This window comes from Micromonospora sp. NPDC049529 (assembly GCF_055586685.1).
Genome location: NZ_JBVJHT010000019.1, coordinates 42035 through 66130 on the forward strand (window position 1 = coordinate 42035; position 24096 = coordinate 66130).

The window sequence follows — 24096 nt, forward strand, 5'->3', positions numbered from 1 at the left end:
GCTGCTTCGATGTGATCGAGCCCCAAGCAGCCGGGACGGTGGGTCGGGTTGGAAGGTTTGGCCGTGGCCGAAAATCCAGGGAAAGACTTCTTCATCAGCTATACCGAGGTGAACCGCTCGTGGGCCGAGTGGATCGCGGCCGAGTTGGAGCGTGCGCGGTATTCGACGGTGTTGCAGTCCTGGGACTTCCGGCCGGGCACGGACTTCGTACAGAAAATGCAGGAAGCCGTGACCTTGGCGGCCCGGACGATCGCGGTGCTCTCCCCGGCGTATTTCGGCTCGAAGTTCGGGGAGGCCGAGTGGCGGGTCGCGTTCGCCAAGGATCCCAGCGGGGAGCTTGGCCTGCTGCTCCCGGTGCGCGTGCAGCCGTGTGAACCGCCGGGCCTGCTGGCGACCCGGGTGTACGTCGATCTGGTCGACGTGGACGAGGCCGGTGCGCGAAGGAAGCTGCTGGCGGCGGTCGACGCGAACAGGCCACGGCCCACCTCCGGTACCTACCCCGGCAAAACTGGTTCCGGCGCTCGGGAACGGTTTCCCGGCCTGGGTCCGGAAGTGAGCAACCTCCCCGCGCGTAACCGCAACTTCTCCGGCCGGGACGCGATGTTGGAGCGGCTGCACGCGGAGCTTCTGAGCGAGTCCACGGCTGCGGTCGTGCCCACTGGGGCGCTGCACGGGCTGGGTGGTGTCGGAAAGACCCAGTTGGCGTTGGAGTACGCGCACCGGTTCGCCAGCGACTACGACGTGATCTGGTGGATCGCGGCCGAGCAGCCCACCACGGCCGTAGCGACATTGGCAGGTCTCGGGCGGCGGTTGGGCGTACCGGCGGCAGTAGAGCAGGCGGAGATGGTCGCCGGATTGTTCGACCTGCTGCGGAGTCGTAGGCGCTGGCTGCTGGTGTACGACAATGCGGAGCGCCCCGATCAGTTGGCCGGGTTGCTGCCTTCGGGCGGGGGTGGTCATGTGCTGGTGACGTCTCGATGGTCCGCTTGGTCCGCCCAAGCCTCACCCCTGGGGTTGGGGGTGCTCGCCCGCCCGGAGTCGGTCGAGATCCTTCGTCGCAGGACACGCGTCACCGACGAGACTGCGTTAGCCGAGTTGGCCGAGTTGGTGGGTGATCTGCCGTTGGCACTGGAGGAGGCTGCGGCATATCTGGACGAGACCAAAGAGAGGCTTCCTGACTACTTGGAACTCCTCCGCGCCCGTGAGCGCGAGTTGTTCGAGCTGGATTCTGTCGACGCGGCGAATGGTGATCCGGACCGCCGACGGGTGGCGACCGTGTGGTCGGTTTCGCTGGACCGTGTCAAGGCTGAGGCGCCAGAGGCCGGGGCGCTGTTGAATCTGCTGGCGTTCCTCGCGCCGGATGTTCCGCGCGCGCTCCCAACGGAACAGCCGGAGATGCTGCCGAAGGCCCTCGCGTCGATGGTTTCCGACCGGCTGATGTACAACCGGGTGCTGGCGGCGTTGGGACACTATTCGCTGGCGACGGTCAACTCCGAAGTCGTGGGGCTACACCGACTAGTGCAGGCGGTGATCCGGGCCCGGCTCGGCAAGGAAGGAGAGCGGACCTGGGCCGAGACTGCGGTCGACCTGCTGAGGGCGGCCTTTCCGAAGGCGAGTTGGGAGGTGCACACGTGGCCGGACTGTGAACAACTGTTACCGCACCTGCTCTCGGTTGCCGATCACGCGCAGCGGCTTGAGGTGGCCTTGGAGAAAACTGGGTGGCTGTTGCATCGGGCCTCGGCCTACCTGCGGGGACGTGGGCAGTATCGGCAGGCTCGTCCTCTGGCCGAGCAAGCGGTGAGGGTGAATGAGAAGGCGCTCGGTGCAGACCGCCCTGATCTGGCCAGACTCCACGACGAGTTGGGCCGGGTGTTGCGCAACCTCGGAGACTTGAGGGGCGCCCGAACACAATTTAGGCGCGCCCTCGAAATCATCGAAGCGGCCGTCGGCCCCAACCACCCCAACGTGGGCACCTCGCGCAGCAACCTCGGCAACGTGCTGCGGGACCTGGGAGACCTGAACGCCGCCCGCACACAATACGAACGCGCCCTCGAAATCAGTGAAGCAGCCCTCGGCCCCAACCACCCCAACGTGGGCACCTCGCGCAGCAACCTCGGCAACGTGCTGCGAGACCTGGGAGACCTGAACGCCGCCCGCACACAATACGCACGCGCCCTCGAAATCGGTGAAGCAGCCCTCGGCCCCAACCACCCCGACGTAGGCACCTCGCGCAGCAACCTCGGCAGCGTCCTGCAGGACCTGGGAGACCTGAACGCCGCCCGCACACAATACGAACGCGCCCTCGAAATCGCTGAAGCAGCCCTCGGCCCCAACCACCCCGACGTAGGCACCCGGCGCAGCAATCTCGGCAGTGTGCTGCGGGACCTGGGAGACCTGAACGCCGCCCGCACACAGCTCGAACGCGCCCTCGAAATCAGTGAAGCAGCCCTCGGCCCCAACCACCCCAACGTAGGCACCCAGCGCAGCAACCTCGGCAGTGTGCTGCGGGACCTGGGAGACCTGAACGCCGCCCGCACACAATTCGAACGCGCGCTCGAAATCAGTGAAGCAGCCCTCGGCCCCAACCACCCCCACATGGGCACCCAGCGCAGCAACCTCGGCAACGTCCTGTGGGACCTGGGAGACCTGAACGCCGCCCGCACACAGCTCGAACGCGCTCTCGAAATCGGTGAAGCAGCCCTCGGCCCCAACCACCCCAACGTAGGCACCCGGCGCAGCAACCTCGGCAGCGTCCTGCAGTCCCTGGGAGACCTGAACGCCGCCCGCACACAGTTTGAGCGCGCTCTCGAAATCGGTGAAGCAGCCCTCGGCCCCAACCACCCCCACATGGGCATCCGGCGTAACAACCTCGGCAGCGTCCTGCAGTCCCTGGGAGACCTGAACGCCGCCCGCACACAGTTTGAGCGCGCCCTCGAAATCAGTGAAGCAGCCCTCGGCCCCGATCACTCCAACACGTGCATCGTCCGCCGCAACCTGGACAGCGTGATCACCCTTCAAGGGGGTCAGGTGCCGCAACAGGTCACTCCAGCAGCGCCGTCCGTTGATCGAGAGGAGAACGGGTTGTGAGTGAGTCGTACGAGGTGGTGTTGGCGTACTGGAGTGAGCATCGGCAGCAGCTTCGGCAGTCTGAGACGCAGCGGTCGGTGCTGACCAATTATCTGCTGGTCATCGCCGCTGGGTTGAGCAGTCTGATCGTTCAGCAGAAGTTCGCGCTCGGCACGCTTCCGTTGGCGGTGCTCGTGCTCGGGCTTGGTTTGTACGGCGCGCTGTCGGCTGCGAAATACCACGAACGGGCCGAGTATCACCTGGTTCAGGCACGGGCGCTGACCGAGACGCTGAAGGGCATGGGCGCGCTCGCGGACGATCCACACATTCCGGAATTCCGCGAGGCCCACTACCGTGCCTACCCACGGCTGCACCGGATCCGTCTGCACTGGCTGTGGACCGGGCTACACCTGGCGGTGGCGCTTTACGGCGCGGTGCTTGCCGTCATCATCCTGGTCTGATAGCGCGACGGGGCAACGCTGGGTGGCTGCGACGGGCGCCGCAGCCACCGCGTGCTGGTCAGCTTCGGTGGGACAGGTCTGCGAGGAACGCGCGCCAGGCGTTCTCCGGGAATGCCAGCACGGGACCGGCCTGGTCCTTGCTGTCACGGACGGAGATCACACCGGGCAGCCCCGCCACCTCGACGCAGTTGCCCTCGCCACCGGAGCGAGTCGACTTACGCCAGACACCATCAGTACGCACTGTTGAACTCCTTGGCTATCGATGCGATCAACTCCCTGGATTCTTCCGGATCCAGGGCCTGCTCGGTGAGCGAGCGCCAGGCATCTTCGTAGGTCGCGATCTCATACGGTTTGTCGAGGTAGACAGCGCCACATGGCCCGTCCATGTAGACGGTTGCCGGCTCCGGCTCTCGGACGTTCTCGGTCGCGAAGTCCAGGATTGTGAACTGCCCGATCATCGCCCAGCGCCCCAGTCCGGCGTTCAGCGGCAGGACCCGGATGCTGAGGTTGTGCCGTTGCCCGGCTGCCACAAGGTAGTTGAGCTGTCGGGCCATCGCCGCACGGTCGCTCAGCGAACGTCGAAGCACGAACTCCGTCAAGATCACGTCGAGTTGCGGTCCAGGTGGAACTGCCCGAGACAAGAGCCCCTGCCGCCGGACCCGGACGTCTGTCTTGGCGCGGCGTTCCGCCTCAGGCATGTCCGGATGGTCGAGTCTCATGATCTCCTGCACGTACTCCACGGTCTGTAACAGACCTGGGATCAGACTCGTCTCGTACTGGCGAATTCTGACCGCTGCTGCTTCGAGGCCGATGTAGAGCTTGAACCACTCCTTGACGGCTTCGCCGTAGCTGTGCCACCAGCCGTGGGACTTGGTTTCGCGGGCCAGGCCGCGCAGCTTCTCGGTCCGTTCCGGGGTGGCGCCGTAGAGGCGGCACATGGCCTCGACGTCGTTCGGGTGCATCGGCACCTGGCCGGTCTCGTAGCGCCAGATCCGGGGCACCGACCACTCCAGGGCCTTCGCCGCCGCCGTGGCGGTGATGTGCGCGTCCTCGCGAAGCTCCCTCAGATACCTACCGAGTTGCCTACGCGGGACGGTGCTCTCGTCAACGTCCACGTTACGTCCCCCTCTGCCGTCGCGTAAGGCGCCTCATTCCCCGGTGTCGATTCTGGTGCACGGCATTGCGCCAAGCCAAGAGGTCACTGAAACATTCTTTACAACTCGCCGGTCCCCACCCGGCGAGCACCGGCAGGGGCACGGGTGAATTCACCAACGCCACATTTCCCGACCCGTGCCCCTGCACGGAGAGATCGCGGAGAGATGAGGACGATGTTTCCCGAACCGAACCGGCGATTGATCCGGCTGGAGCGCGACGACTACCACGGCGGTGAGCGCCCGGTGGTCCTCCGGGCGCCGACTCCGACCGACGACCCCGAGTGGTGTGACCTGCATGGCGTCCGGATCGCCGGTAACGGCGACCGCCGGGGAGAGCTTCACCTCAGGGTACGGACCAGCGCGCTGTACGCCCGACGCGAAGACGAGGAGTCGTGGTGAGTGAAGATCACATGGCGGTACGCCCCGCCTGGTCCTGCACCTGTGGCGCTGCCGAATGGCCGTGCGAACGGGCCCGCACAGTGCTTCTGCTCACCACCGATCGAATCAGTCTCGCGATGTTCGCCTCCGGCTGGATGACCGGTGCCGCTCGGGATCTGCCGGACATGACGCCCATCCAGCTTTTCGAGCGCTTCATGAAATGGACGCGCGAATAGGCGTACACAAAAATTCTCCATTGTATCGAGCCGAAAGGATCCGTGTTGGCCACCACCACATCGGACCCGGAGTTGCGCGACGCCGGGGGCGCCGACATCTCCGGCATCTGCCACATTCTCGCTGAGGTGTTCCGGCACGAACCGGTCGCACACTGGCTCGTCCCCGACGCCGACCAGCGCTACCCGGTCCTCTACGACCTCTTCGGCGAACTGGTCGCGCACACCCTTCAGGCTGGCGCGGTGCACGTCAGCACCGAGCTTTCCGCCGTCGCCCTCTGGCATCCCCGGATCGACCCGCCCCGCCAACCGCCCGAGTTTCCCGCGCGCCTGCACGCCGCCGCCGGCCCGTACGCGCAGCGGTTCGCCCTACTGGAGACCACGCTGGGCGGGCACCATCCCGGCAGTGCGCACCACCATCTGAGCTGGCTCGGCGTGCATCCGCTGCGTCGGTCACAGGGCATCGGCGGTGCGCTGCTCCGGCACCAGCACCGGATCCTCGACGCGGCCCGCGTCCCCACCTACCTGGTCGCCGGGAGCGAGTCCGGCCGCGACTTCGCCCAGCGGCACGGGTACGTCAGCGAGGGCCGGATCATCCTGTCCGATCGGGGTCCGTCGCTCTGGCCGATGTGGCGCACCCCGCAAGCCAACCCGCAGCCCTGGCGAGCGACCTCATGATCTTGGAGAGTTCGGCTCGCCATGGCCGGCCGAACTCTCCAAGATCTCCCGATCCTCACCCGGCACACCCCGCATACATGGCATGCCTGGCAGAGCCGGCGTAGCGGTTGCGTCGTTCCGGGTTCACTCAACGTGCCAGACAGCGCCGGCAGGCTCTGTAGCTGCGGATACTTCATTTCGCGTTCGGCTGGCGTTGCCCGTGCCGGTGATCATCGTTCCGAGCTGTCGCCCCTAATGTGCGCCGACCCTCCGTCACATCAGGGAGTTTTGAGCATGCAGCAACCCGTCGACAATTCCGTTCCGGGCGCCGCGAGCCGCCGTACGTTCCTGCGGGGTGCCGGTCTGGTCGGTGCGGGCGCGGCGGCGGCCGGTGTGCTCGGCGTCGCCGCCCAGCCCGCCCTCGCCGCCGACCCGGCCAACGCCAACGCCACCAGCGGCAACGGCAAGGTCGATCCGGAGAATCCCCGGTTCACCATCGCCGTCATCCCGGACACGCAGTATCTCTTCGACGGCGACCGGGGCGACCCGGCCCCGCTGACCGCGAGCCTGCGCTACATCCTCGACCACCGCGAGGAACACAACATCGTCTTCGCCGCGCACCTCGGGGACGTGGTCGAGAACGCCGCCGCGTCCGAGCTGACCGCCGCCGGCAAGGTCTTCGACATCTTCGACAAGCGCAGGATGCCGTACAGCGTGCTGGCCGGTAACCACGACATCGACTCGCGTACGGACGACCAGCGCGGGCCGAGCGCCTATCTCGACGTGTTCCCGCCGTCACGGTTCGCGCCGCTGCCAACCTATGGTGGCTCGACGCCCGACGGCTACAACACCTACCATCTCGTACGCGCCGCCGGCATGGAGTGGCTCGTCTTCGCGCTCGACTGGCGGGCTTCCGCCGGCACGATCGCCTGGGCGAAGCAGGTCCTCGCCGCTCACCCCCGTACGCCGGCGATCCTCACCACCCACGAGGTCGCGTCGGCCGACGCGGCCGGCAAGGCCACGTTGTCGGCCTACGGCCAGCAGCTCTGGAACAACCTGGTCAAGGACAGTGACCAGATCTTCCTGACGCTCAACGGGCACTACTGGCCGCCGGGGCGGACCGTGCTCACCAACACCGCCGGGCACGACGTGCACGTGCACGTCACCGACTACCAGGACCGCTACTACGGCGGCAGCGCGATGATCCGGCTCTACCACTTCGATCTGGCCCGGAACACCATCGACGTGGAAACCCTGTCGCCGTGGATTCTGGGCAAGGTCGCCGAGCGGCGCAATCCGCTGGAGGAGGGCGAGATCGAGCTGACCGGCCCGGTGGACCGGTTCAGTCTCCCGATCGACTTCCGGGAGCGGTTCGCCGGCTTCGCCCCGGTGCCGGTGCCGCCGGTCCGCCCGGTGAAGGAGATGCTGGTCAAGGGGACCGTCGGCTACTGGCGGTTCGACCAGTCGGCGACCGACGGGGCGACCGTCCCGGATGGATACCGGGTCAACGACCTCTCCGGCAACGGTAACCACCTGACCCGGGTCACCCTCGCCGGCAGCGACGCCACCGCGCTGCGCTGGTCGGCCGAGCACCACCCGGCGCAGCCGACCCGGTCCAGCCTGCGGTTCGACGGAGCCAAGAAGCCGGCCCGGGGCGCCTACCTGCGTACGGCCGACGCCGCGCCGATGAACACGATGACGTTCACCGGCGGTTACACGATCGAGGCGTTCGTCAAGCTGCCCGCCGACGCCAAGTCGACCAACCACGCGTGGATGAGCGTGGTGAGCCGGTTCGGTGCGGGTGCCGACGCCGGCAAGACCGGTGGCGACCCGGCGGAGCCGTTGGCGACGCTCTCGCTGTCGGACGGGATGGCGTTGCAGTGGGCGGTCTTCCCGACCAACCAGAACGACATCTCCACCAACTGGGGTCACGAGATGCGTACCGGTGAGTGGTTCCACGTCGCGGTGGTCAACGACGGCCAGCACACCGTCCTGTACGTCGACGGCGCCCCGCTGCTGCGCAACCCGAGCACCCCGGCGGTCGGCCTGGCCAGCTCGGGTGAGCCGTGGTTCTTCGGCGCGTACCACTACGACCGGCTGATCGAGCAGGGCTTCTACGGCTGGCTCGGTGACGTACGCGTCGTCGACCACGCCCTGCCCGTCGCCCGCTTCATGAACGCACCGACAACAGCTTGACAGTCTGAACACGCTGGGTCGTGCCTACCGGCACGACCCAGCGAACAAGCGTCGAGGTTACGGCTATACCGACGAGCGGATGCGCTCCTGTTGGAACTGCGGCACCACGTTGGCGACTGTCTCGAAATCAGCGTCCTGGTGCAGCACAACGAGCTTCAGCTTGATGGCTGTCGCGACGATGTGATAGTCGGCAACCGAGAGTCCCTGGTGGGCACTGTGTCCGGCGAGTTCGAGACGTACCGCGCTGACGAGGCGCCAGACGTCGTCGGGAACCGGCACCCAGGGGTACAGGTCCCGTAGCCCCTCTTCCACCCGTCCGTAACTCTTCGCATCGGCGATGGCCAGTGTTTCCACCAGGACTGGCTCACAGATGGCGATCAGGCCCCGAGTCGCCAGATCGGCCCACTCGGGCTCGACCTGGCGACGCAGGACCCTGACCAGCGCACTGGTATCGATGAGGTACTTCACTGATCCAGCTCATCGAGCCGATCGAAGTGGAAACCGCCCTCATCCGCGACCTGCTGGAGATCTGCCAACGCCCGCTGCCGACGCTCCCGGCTCCCCTCGACCGCCTGTCGCAACGCCTCGGTCACCGTGTCCTTCTTGGTGGACGTGCCGAGTGCGACCGTGGCCTCCGCCAGAAGGTCTTCATCGAGATCCAACAGAGTCTTCGCCATGAGCCACCTCCTGCCAGAAGGATATAGCCAAGCCTGTCGTATATCTGAACGGGACGTGGAACTAGTCGACGGCGGCCATGACCTCGTCGGAGATGTCGAAGTTGCCGTAGACGTTCTGCACGTCGTCGGAGTCCTCCAGCGCGTCGATCAGCTTGAAGATCTTCCGCGCGCCGTCCTCTTCGAGCGGGATGGTGACGCTCGGGACGAGCGACGACTCGGCCGACTCGTACTCCATGCCGGCTTCCTGGAGTGCGGTGCGGACCGCGACCAGGTCGGTCGGCTCGGAGATGACCTCGAACGCCTCACCGAGGTCGTTGACCTCTTCGGCACCGGCGTCGAGGACCGCGAGCAGCACGTCGTCCTCGGTCAGGCCGGCCTTCGGCACGATCACGACGCCCTTGCGGGTGAACATGTACGACACCGAGCCAGCGTCGGCGAGCGAGCCGCCGTTGCGGGTCAGTGCGGTGCGTACCTCGGTCGCGGCCCGGTTGCGGTTGTCGGTGAGGCACTCGATCAGGAGCGCGACGCCGTTGGGGCCGTAGCCCTCGTACATCACCGTCTGCCAGTCGGCGCCGCCGGCTTCCAGGCCGGAGCCGCGCTTGACGGCACGGTCGATGTTGTCGTTCGGGACCGAGCTCTTCTTCGCCTTCTGGATGGCGTCGTAGAGGGTCGGGTTGCCGGTCGGGTCACCGCCGCCGGTCCGCGCCGCGACCTCGACGTTCTTGATCAACTTGGCGAACATCTTGCCGCGCTTGGCGTCGATGACCGCCTTCTTGTGCTTGGTCGTCGCCCACTTTGAGTGGCCGGACATCTGTTACCTCCGTCGCTAACCCACGCGTCAACAGTCGACTGCCCGCTCATCTTCCCGGCGAGTCCGCCGATTCACGACAATCAGGCCGGGTGAAGATCCGCTGTCGGCTCTGGGCGGAAGGCGATTTGACCAGACTGCCCGGCCGAACCCGGCAATCCTACCGGCGCGACCCATCCGGCCGTCACACCCCGTCAGCCCGTGGCGTCCCACCCGCCCCGGGCGGTGCCACCACCGCGCCTCAGGCGGTGGCGTCCCGGACCAGGTCGACGAAGTACTGGTGCACCCGCAGGTCCCCGGTCAGCTCCGGGTGGAACGCGGTGGCGAGCAGGTTGCCCTGCCGTACGGCGACGATCCGCCCGGCCGCCGGACCCTCGGTCACCCGGCCCAGCACCTGCACCCCGTCACCGACCCGCTCCACCCAGGGCGCCCGGATGAACACGGCGTCGAACCGGGGACCCGGCACACCGGTGATCTCCACCGGGGCCTCGAACGAGTCGACCTGCCGGCCGAACGCGTTGCGCCGTACGGTCATCTCGATGCCGTCGAAGCCGCGCTGGTCGGGCCGCCCGTCGAGCACCTCGGTGGCCAGCATGATCATGCCGGCGCAGGAGCCGTAGACCGGCATGCCGTTGCTGATCCGCTTGCGGATCGGCTCCAGCAACTCGAACTCGGCGACGAGCTTGCTCATGGTGGTGGACTCGCCGCCCGGAATGACCAGGGCGTCGACGTCGTCCAGCTCCGCCGGCCGGCGAACCGGCCGGGCGATGGCGTCGTCGGTGCTGGCCAGTGCCAGCAGGTGCTCGCGTACGTCACCCTGCAACGCGAGCACGCCGATGGTGGTCATCTGTCGCCCCCGTCGGTTACCGGGCTCACCAGCCACGCTCGGCGAGGCGGTGCGGCTGCGGGATCTCGTCGACGTTGATGCCGACCATCGCCTCGCCCAGCCCACGGGAGACCTTGGCCAGCACGTCCGGGTCGTCGTGGAAGGTGGTCGCCTTGACGATCGCGGCGGCGCGCTGCTCCGGGTTGCCGGACTTGAAGATGCCCGAGCCCACGAAGACCCCCTGGGCGCCGAGCTGCATCATCATCGCGGCGTCCGCCGGGGTCGCGATGCCTCCGGCGGTGAAGAGTACGACCGGCAGCTTCCCGGTCTCGGCCACCTCACGAACCAGCTCGTACGGTGCCTGGAGCTCCTTCGCCGCGACGTACAGCTCGTCGGGGGCCAGGGAGGTGAGGCGGCGGATCTCGCCCAGGATCTTGCGCATGTGGGTGGTGGCGTTGGAGACGTCACCGGTGCCGGCCTCGCCCTTGGAGCGGATCATCGCCGCCCCCTCGGTGATCCGGCGCAGCGCCTCGCCCAGGTTGGTCGCCCCGCACACGAACGGCACGGTGAACGCCCACTTGTCGATGTGGTTGGCGTAGTCGGCCGGGGTCAGCACCTCGGACTCGTCCACGTAGTCGACGCCGAGCGCCTGGAGCACCTGGGCCTCGACGAAGTGGCCGATCCGGGCCTTGGCCATCACCGGGATGGAGACCGCGTTGATGATGCTGTCGATCATGTCCGGGTCGCTCATCCGGGAGACGCCGCCCTGGGCCCGGATGTCGGCGGGCACCCGCTCCAGCGCCATCACCGCGACCGCGCCGGCATCCTCGGCGATCTTCGCCTGCTCGGCGGTGACCACATCCATGATCACGCCGCCCTTGAGCATCTCGGCCATCCCGCGCTTGACTCGGGCACTGCCGACGACGGGGTTGGCGGACTCGGGCTGCACGGCGGAATCGGACACGCTCAGTCACTCCTCGGGGCTTGATTCACATTCCGCCCCGATGTTACGCGCGCCCCCGCCCGCTTCCGACAGCCAATCACTCCCCCCGTGGCCTCCCCTGTGGTCAGCCTCACCCTCCCAACCCAGGGCCGCACTCGTAGAGAAAGAGGGGCAATGACGCGGCGGACACCCCCTCTTTCTCTACAAGAGTGCGGATCTTGGGGGTGGGGGGTGGGGGGTGGGGGTGGACGGGAGGGGGTGGAGGGTGGGGTCGTCGACGTCGAAGTAGGTGGGGCGGTCGTGTTTGCGGGCCATCCGGAACAGTCGTACGACGGGACGGCGGCGGGCCGACAGCGCGTCGCGTACGAGATCGGTGTGCACCTGGCGGGCCAGACCGAGCCGGCGGCTGGCCGCGATCACCGACCCGGCGGCCGGGTCGTCCAACGACAGCGGGGTGAGCCGCAACTGGCGGGTGAGGTCGTTCTCGGCCGCCTCCCGCTCCTGCGGGCCGGCGTCGAGCGCGATCCGGGCCGCCGCGTAGAGCTCCACCGCGAAGTGCTCCTCGGCCAGGACGGCGGCCGCGGCGGCCCGGCGCAGCAGGTGGGCGTCGAGGGACCGGGCGGCCGAGGCGGCCCGGATGTGCAGCCGGTCGACCCGACCGGCCGTCCAGGACAGGTAGACCGCGATCAGGGCGACCACGGCGACAGCAACCACCAACCACCACATGTGCGGCATCGTCGTGCGGCTCCTCATCCCGTCCGGCCGGAGGCGTGGGTACGCCGCCGGCACCTCCGTACGAGCCGACCGCCGGACCGGCTCAGCGTGGGCCCACCCACTCCTGGTCGATCACCCGTCCGTCGGTGGCCTCGATCGCAGCTGCGTATACCTCCAGAACCCGGCGGGCAACCGTCGGCCAGTCGAACGTCGCCACGACCTCCCGCGCGCACGCCGACAGGGCTGCCCGACGATCCGGGTCGTCGAGCAGTTCGACGAGCGTACGACGCAGCGCCTGGGCGTCCCCGGTGGGGAAGAGCTGCCCGGCCCGGCCGCCGTCGAGCACCCGGCGGAACGCGTCCAGGTCACTGGCGACGATGGCGGCCCCGGCGGCCATCGCCTCGGTGAGGATCATCCCGAACGACTCGCCGCCGGTGTTCGGTGCGACGTAAACGTGGACGCTGCGCAGCATGCGCGCTTTGTCCGCTTCGGAGACCAGGCCGAGGAAGGTGACCCGGTCGCGCAGGTCCGGCGGCACGTCCTCCATCAGCTCGGTCGGCTCCCCCGGACCGGCGACCAGCAGGCGCAGGCCGGGGCGCTCGGCGGCGAGTTCGACGAACGCCTCCCGGAGCAGCGCGAACCCCTTGCGCGGCTCGGTGAACCGGCCGAGGAAGCCGATCGTGCCGCCGCTGCCCGGCGCGCACTCCCCCGGCCAGCCGGGCAACGGTTCGGCGTCGGCGAACTTCGCCACCGCCACCCCGTTGGGGATCTCCACCGCGCCGCCGTCGAGGTGTTCCACCTGCACCTTGCGGGCCAACGCGCTGACCGCGATCCGGGCGGTGACCCGTTCCAGCACGATCTGGAGCATGTTCTGCGCGGCGGCCAGCGCCCGGGACCGGGTCATCGCGGTGTGGAAGGTCGCCACCACCGGGCCGCGCGCCGACATCACGGCCAGCAGCGACAGGCTCAGCGCCAACGGCTCGTGCACGTGCAGTACGTCGAAGTCACCCCGGGCGATCCAGCGGCGTACCCGGGCGGTGGAGACCGGGCCGAAGGTGATCCGGGCCACCGACCCGTTGTACGGAAACGGCACCGACCGACCGGCCGACACGACGTAGGGCGGCAGCGGCGAGTCCTCGTCCGCCGGGGCCAGCACGCTCACCTCGTGACCGAGACCGATCAGGGCCTCGGCCAGGTCCATGATGTGGTTCTGCACCCCACCCGGCACGTCGAAGGAGTACGGGCACACGATGCCGATCCGCACTGCGCCCTCCCCCTCAGGCCGGCCCGGGGGCGGCTGGTGTCACGGGGTCCGTCTGTGCCCGATCCTCCCCGGCCAGCCACATCCGCTGCAACATGTGCCAGTCTTCCGGATGCTGGGCGATACCGGCCGCGAGATGGTCGGCGATGTCCTGGGTGAGTACCCGTACCCGCTCGGCGAGGGTGCCGCTGGACGGGTCCGGCAACTCCAGCGGGCCGATCAGTTCGGCCAGCGCCTTGTCCGGTTCGTACCACATCGAGGCGACGTAGAGCGGTGCGCCCGTACTGAGGGCGAGCAGAGCCGGACCGGCCGGCATCCGGGTACGGGCGCCGAAGAAGCGGACCTCGATCCCCCGCCGGGTCAGGTCCCGGTCGGCGAGCAGCGGCACCACGTGCCCCTGCCGGACCCGCTCGGCGAGTACGTCGAACGGCGGCTGCTGCCCACCGGTCAGCGGGATGATCTCCATCCCGAGCCCCTGCCGGAACTCCAGGAACCGGGTGTAGATCGCCTCCGGCTTGAGCCGCTCGGCGACGGTGGTGATCGGCCAGCCCATCGCCGCCACCCAGGCCCCGGCCGCGTCCCAGTTGCCGCCGTGCGGCAGCGCGATCACCGCGCCCCGGCCGGCGGCCACGTCGGCGGCCAGGATCTCCGTGCCGACCAGCTCGAACGTGGCGAGCCGCTGGGCGTGCGACAGCGACGGCAGCCGGAACAGCTCCAGCCAGTACCGCGCGTACGACCGCAGCCCGCGCCGGACGAGTTGGTCGAACTCGTCCGGTGGCAGGTCCGGGCCGACGACCTGGCGCAGGTTGTTCGCCAGCCGCTTGACGCCGGGGCCGCCGCGCCGGAACGCCCGGTCGGCGCCGAACCGGAACACGGCGGCGGCCAGCGGCTTCGGCACCGTACGGGTGATCCGCCAGCCGGCCAGATAGCCCAGCTCGACCAGATTCACCCGACCACACCGTTCCCGGTGCTCGGTTCGACCGCGTCCTTCACCGGTCGGCCGGTCGCCCGGCTCGGCGACCGACGCCCGACCCGGTCGGTCATCCGGCTCGACGCTCCACGCCCGACCCGGTCGGTCTTCCCGCTCAACGCTCCACGCCCGACCCGGTCGGTCATCCGGCTCACCGGTCCACGCCCGACTCGGTCGGCTGGGACGGGCGGGCCTGCTGGGCGGCCTGGCGGTAGACGTGCGTCATCCGCTGCCCGACGGTGAAGACCGACACCGCGGCCAGCAGCCAGAGCGCGACGGTGAGCGCGTGGTCGATCCCGGCGCCCTGGAGGATGCCGCCGATCCCGACGATGATCAGGCGCTCGGTGCGCTCGGCGACGCCCACGTTCGCGGTCATCCCGAGCCCTTCGGCCCGTGCCTTCACGTAGGAGACGACTCCGCCGGCGACCAGGCAGACCAGCGCACCGGCCACTCCCCAGCGGTCGCCCTCGGTGGCGAGCCAGAAGGCCACCGCGCCGAAGACGGCGCCGTCGGCCACCCGGTCCATGCTCGAATCGAGGAAGGCGCCGAACTTGGTCGAGCCACCCGACATCCGCGCCATCGTCCCGTCGAGCAGGTCGGTGAGTGCGAAGAAGGTGACGATGACGGCACCGGTGACGAGGTGACCGCGGGCGCCGAAGCCGAGGGCTCCGATCAGCACCCCGACGGTGCCCGTCACCGTTACCGCGTTGGGGGTCACGCCGCGACGCAGCAGCGCGCGGGCGACCGGTTCGATGACGCGGGTCAGGCCCGCTCGGGCAGATACTTGGAAGATCTTCGCCATGGCGGTCTCACGATAACGGTCGTCGCCCCGATCGTGGTAAGCCCGGTGGTGTCACTTGCCGCTGCGGGGTTGTGTACCGTCCGCCGCGGGCGTGGGATCGAATGAGGGAACGTGAGCTAAGTCACGCAACGAAACGACATGTTCCTGACATCCGGCATGCTATCGCAGGATATCGCCACGAAGCGGCCGCGTCGCTTACCGTCGGGATTCCGCCCCGGTGCGGTCCACCCGCTCACCCATGCGGCGACCACACCCCACACCGGCATGTCGTCGCAGGCCAGCGGCATGTCGTCAACGACCGACCACCGGCAGAGGGAGGTGCGCCCGATGGCGCAGAAGAGTCAGGGCAGCGAAGGCACCGGCCTGGCGCCGATGGCGGACGAACCCGCCCGGATCCGCAACGTGGTCCTCGTCGGCCACTCCGGCGCCGGCAAGACCACCCTGGTCGAGGCGCTGCTCGCGGCGACCGGCACGATCAGCCGCGCCGGGAGCGTCACCGAGGGCACCACCGTCTGCGACCACGACCCCGCCGCCGTACGCCAGCAGCGCTCGGTCACCCTCGCCAGCGCCCCGCTGCAACACGACGGGATCAAGGTCAACCTGCTGGACAGCCCCGGTTACGCCGACTTCGTCGGTGAACTGCGGGCCGGGCTGCGCGCCGCCGACGCGGCCCTGTTCGTCGTCTCCGCCGCCGGTGGCATGGACGCGGCCACCGTCAACCTGTGGGAGGAGTGCGCCTCGGTCGGCATGCCCCGCGCCGTGGCGATCTCCCGGCTCGACGACCCGAAGGCCGACTACGACGAGGCGGTGGCGCTCTGCCAGCGGGTCTTCGGTGACAACGTGGTCCCGCTCTACCTGCCGATGCTCGGCGACGACGGGGTGTCGACGGCCGGCCTGCTCGGCCTGATCACCCGTCGGGTCTTCGACTACTCCGGCGGCCTTCCGGCGGACGTACGCGACCCCGAGCCGCAGCACCTGCCGGCCATCGACGAGTCCCGTGACGAGCTGGTCGAGGCGATCATCGCGGAGAGCGAAGACGAGACCCTGATGGACCGGTACATCGACGGTGCGGAGATCGGCGTCGACGTACTCGTCGACGATCTGGAGACCGCGGTCGCGCGCGGCCACTTCTACCCGGTGGTGCCGGTCTGCGCCGGGACCGGCGTCGGGATCGACGCCCTGCTGGAGGTGCTGACCGGGGCCTTCCCGTCGCCGTTGGAGCACGACCTGCCGGTGGTCACCGGCGTGGACGGCTCGCCCCGGCCGCCGCTGCACTGCGACCCGGACGGCCCGCTGGTCGCCCAGGTGGTCAAGACCACCATCGACCGGCACGTCGGGCGGGTGTCGCTGGTCCGGGTCTTCTCCGGCACCCTCCGTCCCGACCGGGCGGTGCACGTGTCCGGGCACGGGCTGGCCGAACGCGGCCACCCGGACCACGACGCCGACGAACGGACCACCCGCGTCTACACCCCGCTCGGCGCGACCCTGCGCGAGGTGTCCGCCTGCGTCGCCGGGGACATCTGCGCGATCACCGAGTCCGGCAGCGCGGGGACCGGGGACACCATCTCCGCCACGGACGACCCGCTGCTGGTCGAGCCGTGGGAGCTGCCCGAACCACTGCTGCCGGTGGCGGTCGCGGCGAAGACCCCCGGCGACGAGGACAGCCTGGCCGAGCGCCTGGCCCGGTTGGTCGTCGGCGACCCGACCGTGCGCCTGGAACGCAACCCGGAGACCCACCAACTCGTCCTCTGGTGCATGGGCGAGGCGCACGCCGAGGTCGTCCTGGACCGGGTACGCGCGGACGGCGTCGAACTGGACACCGAACCGGTACGCGTAGCGCCGTGACGGCACGCCCCGCTCAGTTCCGCTCGGCCGGACCCCGCAGGTCGGCCAGCAGACGTTCGACCTCGGCCAGCTGCACGGCGGTGAGCGGCCCGTACGCCAGCGCTCCCGCGTTCTCCTCCACCTGCGCCACGGTCCGGCAGCCGGGGATCGGCACCGTACGGGGACTGCGCGCCCACAGGTAGGCCAGCGCCCCCTGGGCCAGGGTGCGCCCGTCCACGGTCAGCGCCTCCCGGACCGCGGCGACCCGGCTCAGCCACTCCGGTGCCGGCCGACCGTCGCGGAACCAGTCCAGCCACTCCGGCGCGATGCCGCGTACGTCGTCCGGGCCGAGCACCGTCTCGGCGGTGTACTTGCCGGTCAGCAGCCCCATTCCGAGCGGCCCCCGGTTGATGCTGGCCAGGTCGTGCTTCTCGCAGACTGCCAGCACCTCCGGCGAGTCCTGCAACACCGAGAAGGAGTGCTGGATGGCGGTGGTGTGGGTGCCGCCGAGCGCCCACGCCTCGGCCCGGTCGGGGAAGTCGGTGCTCCACCCGTACCACCGGATCTTGCCCTCGGCGACGAGGTCCTCCAGGGTGCCGAGCAGCGGCTCCGCCAGGTCGACGGCCAGGTCGTTGAGGTGCAGTTGGTAGAGGTCGATCCGGTCGGTGCCGAGCCGGCGCAGCGACGCCTCGGCCGCGCGGCGCAGGTGTGCCGGCGACCAGTCCGGCCCGGTGGCCTGCTTGGTCTGCTCGTCGAAGGTGTTGCCCCACTTGGTGGCGATGACCGCCTCGTCGCGTCGTCCGGCCAGGGCCCGGCCGAGCACTCGCTCGCTGTGTCCGGCCCCGTACGTGTCGGCGGTGTCGAAGAACGTCACCCCGAGTTCGAGCGCCCGGTGTACGACCCGAACCGACTCCTCGTCGTCGACCCTGCCCCAGCCCAGCGGCTGCTCCCCCGCGTACCAGGGACCGCCGATGGCCCAGCATCCCACCCCCAGGCCACCGACCCGAACCCCGCTGCGCCCCAGAACCCGCCCATTCACCGTCATGCCCCCGAGCCTTCCACTCTCGCCCGGCGCGATCCAGCGCGAAAATGGGTGGCCCGGCAGGGGTCAGGGCCAGGTGGTGGTGAGGAGGTTGCGGGTGTCGGTGAGGAGTTGGGGGAGGACCTTGGTACGGCCGATGACGGGCATGAAGTTGGCGTCGCCGCCCCACCGGGGCACCACATGCTGGTGCAGGTGGGCGGCGATGCCGGCACCGGCCACCCCGCCCTGGTTCATCCCGATGTTGAAGCCGTGCGCGTTGCTGACCCGGCGGATCACCCGCATCGCGGTCTGCGTCTGGGTGGCCAGTTCGGCCGTCTCCTCCGCGTCCAGCTCGCTGTAGTCGGCCACGTGCCGGTACGGGCAGACCAGCAGGTGCCCCGGGTTGTACGGATAGAGGTTCAGCACCACGAAGACCCGCTCGCCCCGGGCGACCACCAGGCTGTCGTCGCCCTCCTTGCCCGGTGCCAGGCAGAACGGGCAGCCGGATGGTTTCTCGTAGCCCTCGGCCGGCTGGTCCTGCCCGGAGATGTACGTCATCCGGTGCGGGGTCCAGAGCCGATCCAATCCGTCCGACATCTCGGATTCCGTGTGCCGCGCCACCCCTGTCACACCGACGATCCTACGGTCAGCGCGACGGATCCCACCCGTCCGTACCGGCGAGATAGGCGCTCGGCGTGAGCGCGGCCGCCTGGGCGGCGGTGAGCTGCGGCCGGTCGGTTCCGGTGCCCGCGCCGGGCCCCGGTTGCGGTACTCGGCGTAGCGGGCGTCGCGCCACGACCAGGTGCCGAAGTCGGTCCACGGGGTCGGGTTGACGTGCCCGCCGAGGGTGCAGTCGCGGATCACCGTCTGGGCGATGGCGAGCGGGTCGTTGCTCGGCTGCAAGCCCCACCCCCACCCCACCCCCACCCCCGAACACCAAGGCGTTGATCATGAAGTTAGCGCCCGTAGTCAAGATCGAAAACGGCGCTAACTTCATGATCAACGAGGTGGGGGGCGGGTCAGGCCGAGGGCTGTTCGGGGTCCTCGGCGGGGGCGGCGGGGGCGGAGGGGCCGGTGTTGGTGCGGGTGCGGACCACGTCGACGACGTGGGCGACCGCCTCGGCCAGGGGGATGCCGTTTCGCTGTGAGCCGTCGCGGTAGCGGAACGAAATCGAACCCGCCTCGACGTCGGAGTCACCGGCGATCGCCATGAACGGGATCTTCTGCTGCTGGGCGGTCCGGATCTTCTTCTGCATCCGGTCGTCCGAGCTGTCCACCTCGGCCCGGATCCCCTGCTCACGCAGGGCCTCGACGAACTCGGCCAGGTAGCCGGTGTGCTCCTCGCGGATCGGGATGCCGACCACCTGCACCGGTGCCAGCCAGGCCGGGAAGGCCCCGGCGTAGTGCTCGGTCAGCACCCCGAAGAACCGCTCGATCGAGCCGAACAGGGCCCGGTGGATCATGACCGGGCGCTGCCGGCTGCCGTCGGAGGCCTGGAACTCCAGGCCGAAGCGCTCCGGCAGGTTGAAGTCGACCTGGATGGTGGACATCTGCCAGGTCCGGCCGATCGCGTCCTTCGCCTGGACCGAGATCTTCGGGCCGTAGAACGCCGCGCCGCCCGGATCCGGCACCAGGTCCAGCCCGGACTCCTCGGCCGCCGACCGCAGCGCCTCGGTGGCCTTCTCCCAGTTCTCGTCGGTGCCGACCGACTTCTCCGGGTTACGGGTGGACAGCTCCAGGTAGAAGTCGTCCAGGCCGTAGTCGCGCAGCAGGTCCAGGACGAAGCGGAGCAGCGACTTCAGCTCACCGGCCATCTGCTCCTGGGTGCAGTAGATGTGCGCGTCGTCCTGCGTCATCCCGCGTACGCGGGTCAGGCCGTGCACCACGCCGGACTTCTCGAACCGGTAGACCGAGCCGAACTCGAACAGGCGCAGCGGCAGCTCGCGGTAGGAGCGGCCCCGGGCCCGGTAGATCAGGTTGTGGAACGGGCAGTTCATCGGCTTGAGGTAGTAGTCGGCGCCCTCGACCGACATGGGCGGGTACATGCCGTCGGCGTACCACTGGAGGTGACCGGAGGTCTCGAACAGGTGACCCTTGGTGATGTGCGGGGTGTTCACGAACTCGTACCCGGCCCGCTCGTGCCGCTGCCGGGAGTAGTTCTCCAGCTCGCGGCGGATGATGCCGCCCTTGGGGTGGAAGACCGCCAGGCCCGAGCCGATCTCGTCGGGGAAGCTGAACAGGTCGAGGTCCGAGCCGAGCTTGCGGTGGTCGCGGCGGGCCGCCTCCTCCAACAGCTTCAGGTACGCCTTGAGCGCGTCCCGGGTCGGCCAGGCGGTGCCGTACACCCGCTGGAGCTGCGGGTTCTTCTCCGACCCGCGCCAGTACGCGGCGGCGGAGCGCATCAGCTTGAACGCGCCGATCAGCCGGGTGTTGGGCAGGTGCGGTCCCCGGCACAGGTCGGACCAGCAGACCTTGTCGGTGCCGGCGTCGACGTTGTCGTAGATGGTGAGTTCGCCGGCACCGACCTCCATCACCTCGCCCGCGTCCAGCCCGGATCCACCGGAGGCGTCGCCGGCTCCCTTGACCTCGATCAGCTCCAGCTTGTACGGCTCGTCGGCCAGCTCGGTACGGGCGGCGTCCAGGCTGTCGAAGCGGCGGCGGCGGAACCGCTGCCCGGCCTTGACGATCTCCTGCATCCGCTTCTCCAGCTTGTCGAGGTCCTCGGGCTGGAACGGCTTCGGCACGTCGAAGTCGTAGTAGAAGCCGTTCTCGATCGGCGGGCCGATGCCGAGCTTCGCCTCGGGGAAGATGTCCTGCACGGCCTGGGCCAGTACGTGCGCGGTCGAGTGGCGCAGCACGTTCAGGCCGTCCGGTGAGTCGAGGCTCACCGGCTCGACCTCGGTGTCGACCTCGGGCGACCAGTCGAGGTCGCGCAGTTGGCCGGTGCCGTCGGCGGTCGCCTCCCGGACGACCACGATCGCCTTCGGGCCGGCCGAGGGCAGGCCCGCCGCGGCTACCGCGTCGGCCGCCGTGGTCCCGGCCGCGACGACGACCGGGTCAGCCACGACGGGAATACGGGATGCGGACACGGTGAACTCCTTCAATTAAGACATAACGGGCATCGCCCGTGGATCGGCTATCCGATGCTATCGGTCCTGCTTTTACGCCTCCCAGCGACGCGACTGCGGCGTTAGATTGGCGCGGTGGCTCCCGCGGACTTGGTCAGCGCACTCCAGCGCAGGTACGAGACATTCTTCGCCGCCCAACCGGCAATGCCGTTTGCGGTGGCGAACGCCGGCTCGCCGGCTCACCTATTCGGCACCGGTGACCCGAAGTTCACCATCACCATCAGCGACCCCCGGGGCGCGAAAGCGCTGGCCGGGCTCGACCAGTTCGGCGTCGCGGTCGCGTACCTCCAGGGCTGGCTCGACGTCGAGGGTGACCTCGCGGCGGCGCTGCGGATGCGCGACTTCTTCACCGACTTCCATCCGCTCGCCTGGGCCGGCCGTTTCCTGCCGGCGCTGATCCGGGGCCGCCGGGAGGACGACCGACGCTCGATCTCGCATCACTACGACGAGGATTCGGCGTTCTTCCTCACCTTCCTCGACACCCGGCACCGGTGCTACACCGAGGGTGTCTTCGCCTCCGACGACGAGCCGCTCGAAGACGCGATGACCCGAAAGATGGACCTCGCACTGGAGGCGATCGGGGTCAACCCCGGCGACCACGTGCTGGAGGTCGGCGGCGGCTGGGGCGCGTTCTCCGAACACGCCGCCCGGCGCGGGATCAACGTCACCACCACGACCCTGGCCAAGGAGTCCGAGCGCTATCTGGTCGACCTCTTCGACCGGGAACGGCTGCCGGTCCGGGTGGTCCGGGAACACATCTTCAACTACTCCCCGCACCAGCGCTTCGACGCGATCGTCAACATGGGTGTCACCGAACACCTGCCCGACTACCGCACCACCCTGCGCAAGTACGCCGAACTACTCAAACCGGGCGGCCGGGTCTACCTGGACGCGCTGGCGATGCGCCGTAAGCACGCCGCGTCGACCTTCCTCAAGCGCTACATCTACCCCGGCGCCTCGGCCCCGCTGCTGCTGCACCAGTACCTGCGACACGTCGCCCGGTCACCGTTCGAGCTGCTCAGCGTCACCGACGACCGGCACAACTACTACCTGACCTGCCGGGAGTGGGCCAGCCGGCTGGACGGCGCCCGGGACGAGATCGTGCACAACTGGGGTGAGCCGCTCTACCGCCGGTTCCGGCTCTTCCTCTGGGGCTCGGCGGCCGGCTTCGACACCGGCCTGGTCCAGGCGTACCGCTGGGTGCTGCGGCTGCCCTGACGGCGTACCCGACGAGCGGGCCGGCGCGGGCCGGGCCGCGGATCCGGCCCGTTCAGGGCAGCCAGGCCGGGAGCGGTTCGCGGGCGGCGAGCCAGTCGGCCGGCACGCCGCCCGGACCACCGACCCCGGTGTACGTGGCGACGATGCCGCCGACGATCGCAGCCGTCGTGTCCACATCACCACCGGCCTCGACGCAGGCCCGGATCGCGGCCGGGTAGTCGTCCAGGTACCCGGCCGCCACCCAGACGGTGAACGGGACCGTGTCCGGGGCACTGATCCGGCTCCCGTTGCCCAGTTCGTCGGCGGCCTCCCGCACCGGACGGCCGACCAGCGTGATCGCCCGCCGCACGCCCGGATGGACCCGGCCGGCGGGGTCGAGCGCACCGGCCACGGCGGCGAGGAACCGGTCCGGCTCGGGCCGGTACCCGGTGAGCCGGGCGCGGGCGGCCAGTGCGGCGGCCACCGCGACCGCGACCGCGCCGGCGATCCCGTCCGGATGCCCGTGGGTCACCTCGGCCGAGGCCGCCGCCTGCGCCGCCGCCCGTACGGTCGAGTCGCCGAAATACGCGCCGCACGGCGCGACCCGCATCGCCGCCCCGTTGCCGAACGAGCCCTGCCCGTCGAAGGCGGAGACGGCGGCGACCGGCCACGGGGTGCCGCCGCGGATGAGTTCGAGCAGTTCGACCGCGCCGGCGCCGTAGCGCCGACCGGGGTCGTACCGGGTCGCGAAGGACGCGGCGAGTTCGTCCCGGTCGATCGTCGCGTGCCGGGCGAGCACGGCCAGGACCGAGCACGCCATCTCGGTGTCGTCGCTCCAGACCCAGGGCGGCTCGGGCAGCGGTTCGTCCCGCCAGGGCGACACGCCGGCACCGGGAACGAAGTGCGACCCGCCGAGGGCGTCACCCACCGACAAACCGGCCAGACTGTCACGAGCCAGGGCAAGTCGCGCGTCGTCGACAAGTACGAAGGACATGGTACGGGGAGCATGCCGGCAAAAGGCACGTGGGCGCAATCCGCCGCACTTGCCAGGGGCAGTACGGTCTTCACGTGGCCACGGTGCTCCTGGTCGAGGATGACCACGTCGTGCGCGGCGCGATGCTGCGCTCCCTGGCCGATCGTGGGCACGCGGTGCACGCGGTCGGCACGGCTCTCGACGCCCTGCGCAGGGTGGCCGCCGAAACGCCCGACCTGGTGGTGCTGGATCTCGGGCTGCCCGACCTGGACGGGGCCGACGCGTTACGGATGCTGCGCGGCATCACCGACGTGCCGATCATCATCGCCACCGCCCGCGACGACGAGCAGTCGGTGGTCCGGCTGCTGCGGGCCGGGGCGGACGACTACATGGTCAAGCCGTTCACCGGCGCGCACCTGGACGCCCGGATCACCACCGTGCTGCGCCGGGCCGGGCGGGCGAGCCGTACCGTGGCACCTGCCGTACACGAGGTCGGTGGTCTGCGGGTCGACGTCGGTGAGCGCAGTGCGCTGCTCGACGGCGTACCGCTCGCGCTGACCCGCAAGGAATTCGACGTGCTGGCCTATCTCGCCGCGCGACCGGGCCGGGTAGTGTCCCGCCGGGAACTGTTGGAGGAGGTATGGCGGCAACCGTCGGTCGGCGAGGATCAGACAATCGACGTACATCTGTACTGGCTTCGCCGCAAACTGGGCGAGTCCGCAGCGAAACCCCGCTACCTGCGCACCGTGCGGGGGGTCGGGTTCCGGTTGGTGGCACCGGACTGAGGTTGGCGCTGGCCTATCTCGG

25 protein-coding genes and 1 pseudogene are annotated in these 24096 nt (G+C 69.5%); 9 read left to right on the forward strand and 17 right to left on the reverse strand.

Annotated features, from left to right (window positions below):
• Positions 1-63 precede the first annotated feature (63 nt).
• Positions 64-3087, forward strand: a complete 3024-nt coding sequence (gene fxsT / locus ACZ6QQ_RS28635; protein WP_465880485.1) for an FxSxx-COOH system tetratricopeptide repeat protein — start codon at positions 64-66, stop codon at positions 3085-3087.
• Positions 3084-3527, forward strand: a complete 444-nt coding sequence (locus ACZ6QQ_RS28640) for a hypothetical protein (RefSeq protein ID WP_465880486.1) — start codon at positions 3084-3086, stop codon at positions 3525-3527. Before fxsT ends, ACZ6QQ_RS28640 begins: the two co-directional genes overlap by 4 nt.
• Positions 3528-3585: 58 nt before the next feature.
• Here the strand turns inward: ACZ6QQ_RS28640 and ACZ6QQ_RS28645 are convergent, their stop codons facing one another.
• Both ACZ6QQ_RS28645 and ACZ6QQ_RS28650 read right to left on the reverse strand, forming a co-directional pair.
• A complete protein-coding gene (locus tag ACZ6QQ_RS28645; protein WP_465880487.1) occupies positions 3586-3768 on the reverse strand; it encodes a DUF397 domain-containing protein in 183 nt (60 codons plus the stop codon).
• A complete protein-coding gene (locus tag ACZ6QQ_RS28650) occupies positions 3758-4642 on the reverse strand; it encodes a helix-turn-helix domain-containing protein (RefSeq protein WP_465880488.1) in 885 nt (294 codons plus the stop codon). The genes ACZ6QQ_RS28645 and ACZ6QQ_RS28650 overlap by 11 nt, the downstream gene beginning before the upstream one ends.
• A gap of 213 nt (positions 4643-4855) precedes the next feature.
• Here ACZ6QQ_RS28650 and ACZ6QQ_RS28655 point away from each other — a divergent pair, with 213 nt between their 5' ends.
• The 4 genes from ACZ6QQ_RS28655 to ACZ6QQ_RS28670 all read left to right on the forward strand — a co-directional run bounded on the left by ACZ6QQ_RS28655 (position 4856) and on the right by ACZ6QQ_RS28670 (position 8145).
• On the forward strand, positions 4856-5080 hold the full coding sequence (locus ACZ6QQ_RS28655) for a hypothetical protein (RefSeq protein ID WP_465880490.1): 225 nt from the start codon (positions 4856-4858) through the stop codon (positions 5078-5080).
• Positions 5077-5295 carry a hypothetical protein gene (locus tag ACZ6QQ_RS28660; protein ID WP_465880491.1) on the forward strand — a complete coding sequence of 73 codons (219 nt, stop codon included), beginning with the start codon at positions 5077-5079 and terminating at the stop codon, positions 5293-5295. The genes ACZ6QQ_RS28655 and ACZ6QQ_RS28660 overlap by 4 nt, the downstream gene beginning before the upstream one ends.
• A gap of 45 nt (positions 5296-5340) precedes the next feature.
• Complete coding sequence (locus tag ACZ6QQ_RS28665) at positions 5341-5970, forward strand: GNAT family N-acetyltransferase (RefSeq protein ID WP_465880493.1); 630 nt, start codon at positions 5341-5343, stop codon at positions 5968-5970.
• Between the two features lie 273 nt (positions 5971-6243).
• Positions 6244-8145, forward strand: a complete 1902-nt coding sequence (locus ACZ6QQ_RS28670; RefSeq protein ID WP_465880494.1) for a LamG-like jellyroll fold domain-containing protein — start codon at positions 6244-6246, stop codon at positions 8143-8145.
• Between the two features lie 63 nt (positions 8146-8208).
• Here the strand turns inward: ACZ6QQ_RS28670 and ACZ6QQ_RS28675 are convergent, their stop codons facing one another.
• From ACZ6QQ_RS28675 to pgsA, 10 genes are all read right to left on the reverse strand, one after another.
• Positions 8209-8613 (reverse strand): PIN domain-containing protein, encoded by a 405-nt coding sequence (locus ACZ6QQ_RS28675; RefSeq protein WP_465880495.1) that lies wholly within the window; start codon positions 8611-8613, stop codon positions 8209-8211.
• Positions 8610-8822, reverse strand: a complete 213-nt coding sequence (locus ACZ6QQ_RS28680) for a type II toxin-antitoxin system VapB family antitoxin (protein WP_465880496.1) — start codon at positions 8820-8822, stop codon at positions 8610-8612. Before ACZ6QQ_RS28680 ends, ACZ6QQ_RS28675 begins: the two co-directional genes overlap by 4 nt.
• Positions 8823-8883: 61 nt before the next feature.
• On the reverse strand, positions 8884-9633 hold the full coding sequence (locus tag ACZ6QQ_RS28685; RefSeq protein ID WP_363597974.1) for a YebC/PmpR family DNA-binding transcriptional regulator: 750 nt from the start codon (positions 9631-9633) through the stop codon (positions 8884-8886).
• Positions 9634-9871: 238 nt separating this feature from the next.
• Positions 9872-10477, reverse strand: a complete 606-nt coding sequence (gene pdxT, locus ACZ6QQ_RS28690) for a pyridoxal 5'-phosphate synthase glutaminase subunit PdxT (RefSeq protein ID WP_465880497.1) — start codon at positions 10475-10477, stop codon at positions 9872-9874.
• 25 nt (positions 10478-10502) lie between these two features.
• Entirely contained in the window at positions 10503-11420 is a 918-nt protein-coding gene (gene pdxS, locus ACZ6QQ_RS28695) for a pyridoxal 5'-phosphate synthase lyase subunit PdxS (protein WP_465880498.1), read from the reverse strand.
• A 180-nt stretch (positions 11421-11600) separates the two neighbouring features.
• Complete coding sequence (locus ACZ6QQ_RS28700) at positions 11601-12134, reverse strand: hypothetical protein (RefSeq protein ID WP_465880499.1); 534 nt, start codon at positions 12132-12134, stop codon at positions 11601-11603.
• Positions 12135-12216: 82 nt separating this feature from the next.
• Positions 12217-13377 (reverse strand): glycosyltransferase family 4 protein, encoded by a 1161-nt coding sequence (locus ACZ6QQ_RS28705; RefSeq protein ID WP_465880501.1) that lies wholly within the window; start codon positions 13375-13377, stop codon positions 12217-12219.
• Positions 13378-13390: 13 nt separating this feature from the next.
• Complete coding sequence (locus tag ACZ6QQ_RS28710) at positions 13391-14323, reverse strand: phosphatidylinositol mannoside acyltransferase (protein WP_465880502.1); 933 nt, start codon at positions 14321-14323, stop codon at positions 13391-13393.
• On the reverse strand, positions 14320-14490 hold the full coding sequence (locus ACZ6QQ_RS28715; protein WP_465880503.1) for a hypothetical protein: 171 nt from the start codon (positions 14488-14490) through the stop codon (positions 14320-14322). Before ACZ6QQ_RS28715 ends, ACZ6QQ_RS28710 begins: the two co-directional genes overlap by 4 nt.
• A gap of 5 nt (positions 14491-14495) precedes the next feature.
• The gene (gene pgsA / locus ACZ6QQ_RS28720; protein WP_465880504.1) at positions 14496-15146 is read right to left on the reverse strand and encodes a phosphatidylinositol phosphate synthase; all 651 of its coding nucleotides are present in this window, start codon (positions 15144-15146) and stop codon (positions 14496-14498) included.
• Between the two features lie 327 nt (positions 15147-15473).
• Between pgsA and ACZ6QQ_RS28725 the strand changes: the two are divergent.
• Positions 15474-16985: pseudogene (locus tag ACZ6QQ_RS28725) on the forward strand (GTP-binding protein); the annotation flags it as partial.
• A 19-nt stretch (positions 16986-17004) separates the two neighbouring features.
• Here ACZ6QQ_RS28725 and ACZ6QQ_RS28730 read toward each other — a convergent pair.
• From ACZ6QQ_RS28730 to thrS, 4 genes are all read right to left on the reverse strand, one after another.
• The gene (locus ACZ6QQ_RS28730; RefSeq protein WP_465880506.1) at positions 17005-18015 is read right to left on the reverse strand and encodes an aldo/keto reductase; all 1011 of its coding nucleotides are present in this window, start codon (positions 18013-18015) and stop codon (positions 17005-17007) included.
• Between the two features lie 63 nt (positions 18016-18078).
• A complete protein-coding gene (locus tag ACZ6QQ_RS28735) occupies positions 18079-18588 on the reverse strand; it encodes an HIT family protein (protein WP_465880508.1) in 510 nt (169 codons plus the stop codon).
• 49 nt (positions 18589-18637) lie between these two features.
• Entirely contained in the window at positions 18638-18811 is a 174-nt protein-coding gene (locus ACZ6QQ_RS28740) for a hypothetical protein (RefSeq protein ID WP_465880509.1), read from the reverse strand.
• A 199-nt stretch (positions 18812-19010) separates the two neighbouring features.
• Entirely contained in the window at positions 19011-21080 is a 2070-nt protein-coding gene (gene thrS / locus ACZ6QQ_RS28745) for a threonine--tRNA ligase (protein ID WP_465880510.1), read from the reverse strand.
• A 114-nt stretch (positions 21081-21194) separates the two neighbouring features.
• Between thrS and ACZ6QQ_RS28750 the strand changes: the two genes are divergently transcribed.
• Complete coding sequence (locus tag ACZ6QQ_RS28750) at positions 21195-22337, forward strand: class I SAM-dependent methyltransferase (RefSeq protein WP_465880511.1); 1143 nt, start codon at positions 21195-21197, stop codon at positions 22335-22337.
• A 52-nt stretch (positions 22338-22389) separates the two neighbouring features.
• Here ACZ6QQ_RS28750 and ACZ6QQ_RS28755 read toward each other — a convergent pair whose 3' ends face one another.
• The gene (locus tag ACZ6QQ_RS28755) at positions 22390-23310 is read right to left on the reverse strand and encodes an ADP-ribosylglycohydrolase family protein (protein ID WP_465880512.1); all 921 of its coding nucleotides are present in this window, start codon (positions 23308-23310) and stop codon (positions 22390-22392) included.
• Between the two features lie 74 nt (positions 23311-23384).
• On the opposite strand from ACZ6QQ_RS28755, the gene ACZ6QQ_RS28760 reads away from it, so the two are divergent.
• Positions 23385-24074 (forward strand): response regulator transcription factor, encoded by a 690-nt coding sequence (locus ACZ6QQ_RS28760; protein ID WP_326559552.1) that lies wholly within the window; start codon positions 23385-23387, stop codon positions 24072-24074.
• The last annotated feature ends 22 nt before the right edge of the window (positions 24075-24096 follow it).

Excerpts from the sequence above, each read along its gene's own strand:
- ACZ6QQ_RS28685 (WP_363597974.1), bottom strand. The coding sequence starts at position 9,633 with ATGTCCGGCCACTCAAAGTGGGCGACGACCAAGCACAAGAAGGCGGTC.
- ACZ6QQ_RS28735 (WP_465880508.1), bottom strand. The coding sequence starts at position 18,588 with ATGTCGGACGGATTGGATCGGCTCTGGACCCCGCACCGGATGACGTAC.
- ACZ6QQ_RS28755 (WP_465880512.1), bottom strand. The coding sequence starts at position 23,310 with ATGTCCTTCGTACTTGTCGACGACGCGCGACTTGCCCTGGCTCGTGAC.
- ACZ6QQ_RS28670 (WP_465880494.1), top strand. The coding sequence starts at position 6,244 with ATGCAGCAACCCGTCGACAATTCCGTTCCGGGCGCCGCGAGCCGCCGT.
- pgsA (WP_465880504.1), bottom strand. The coding sequence starts at position 15,146 with ATGGCGAAGATCTTCCAAGTATCTGCCCGAGCGGGCCTGACCCGCGTC.
- ACZ6QQ_RS28680 (WP_465880496.1), bottom strand. The coding sequence starts at position 8,822 with ATGGCGAAGACTCTGTTGGATCTCGATGAAGACCTTCTGGCGGAGGCC.
- ACZ6QQ_RS28700 (WP_465880499.1), bottom strand. The coding sequence starts at position 12,134 with ATGCCGCACATGTGGTGGTTGGTGGTTGCTGTCGCCGTGGTCGCCCTG.
- ACZ6QQ_RS28715 (WP_465880503.1), bottom strand. The coding sequence starts at position 14,490 with ATGACCGACCGGGTCGGGCGTGGAGCGTTGAGCGGGAAGACCGACCGG.
- pdxT (WP_465880497.1), bottom strand. The coding sequence starts at position 10,477 with ATGACCACCATCGGCGTGCTCGCGTTGCAGGGTGACGTACGCGAGCAC.
- ACZ6QQ_RS28730 (WP_465880506.1), bottom strand. The coding sequence starts at position 18,015 with ATGACGGTGAATGGGCGGGTTCTGGGGCGCAGCGGGGTTCGGGTCGGT.
- ACZ6QQ_RS28655 (WP_465880490.1), top strand. The coding sequence starts at position 4,856 with ATGTTTCCCGAACCGAACCGGCGATTGATCCGGCTGGAGCGCGACGAC.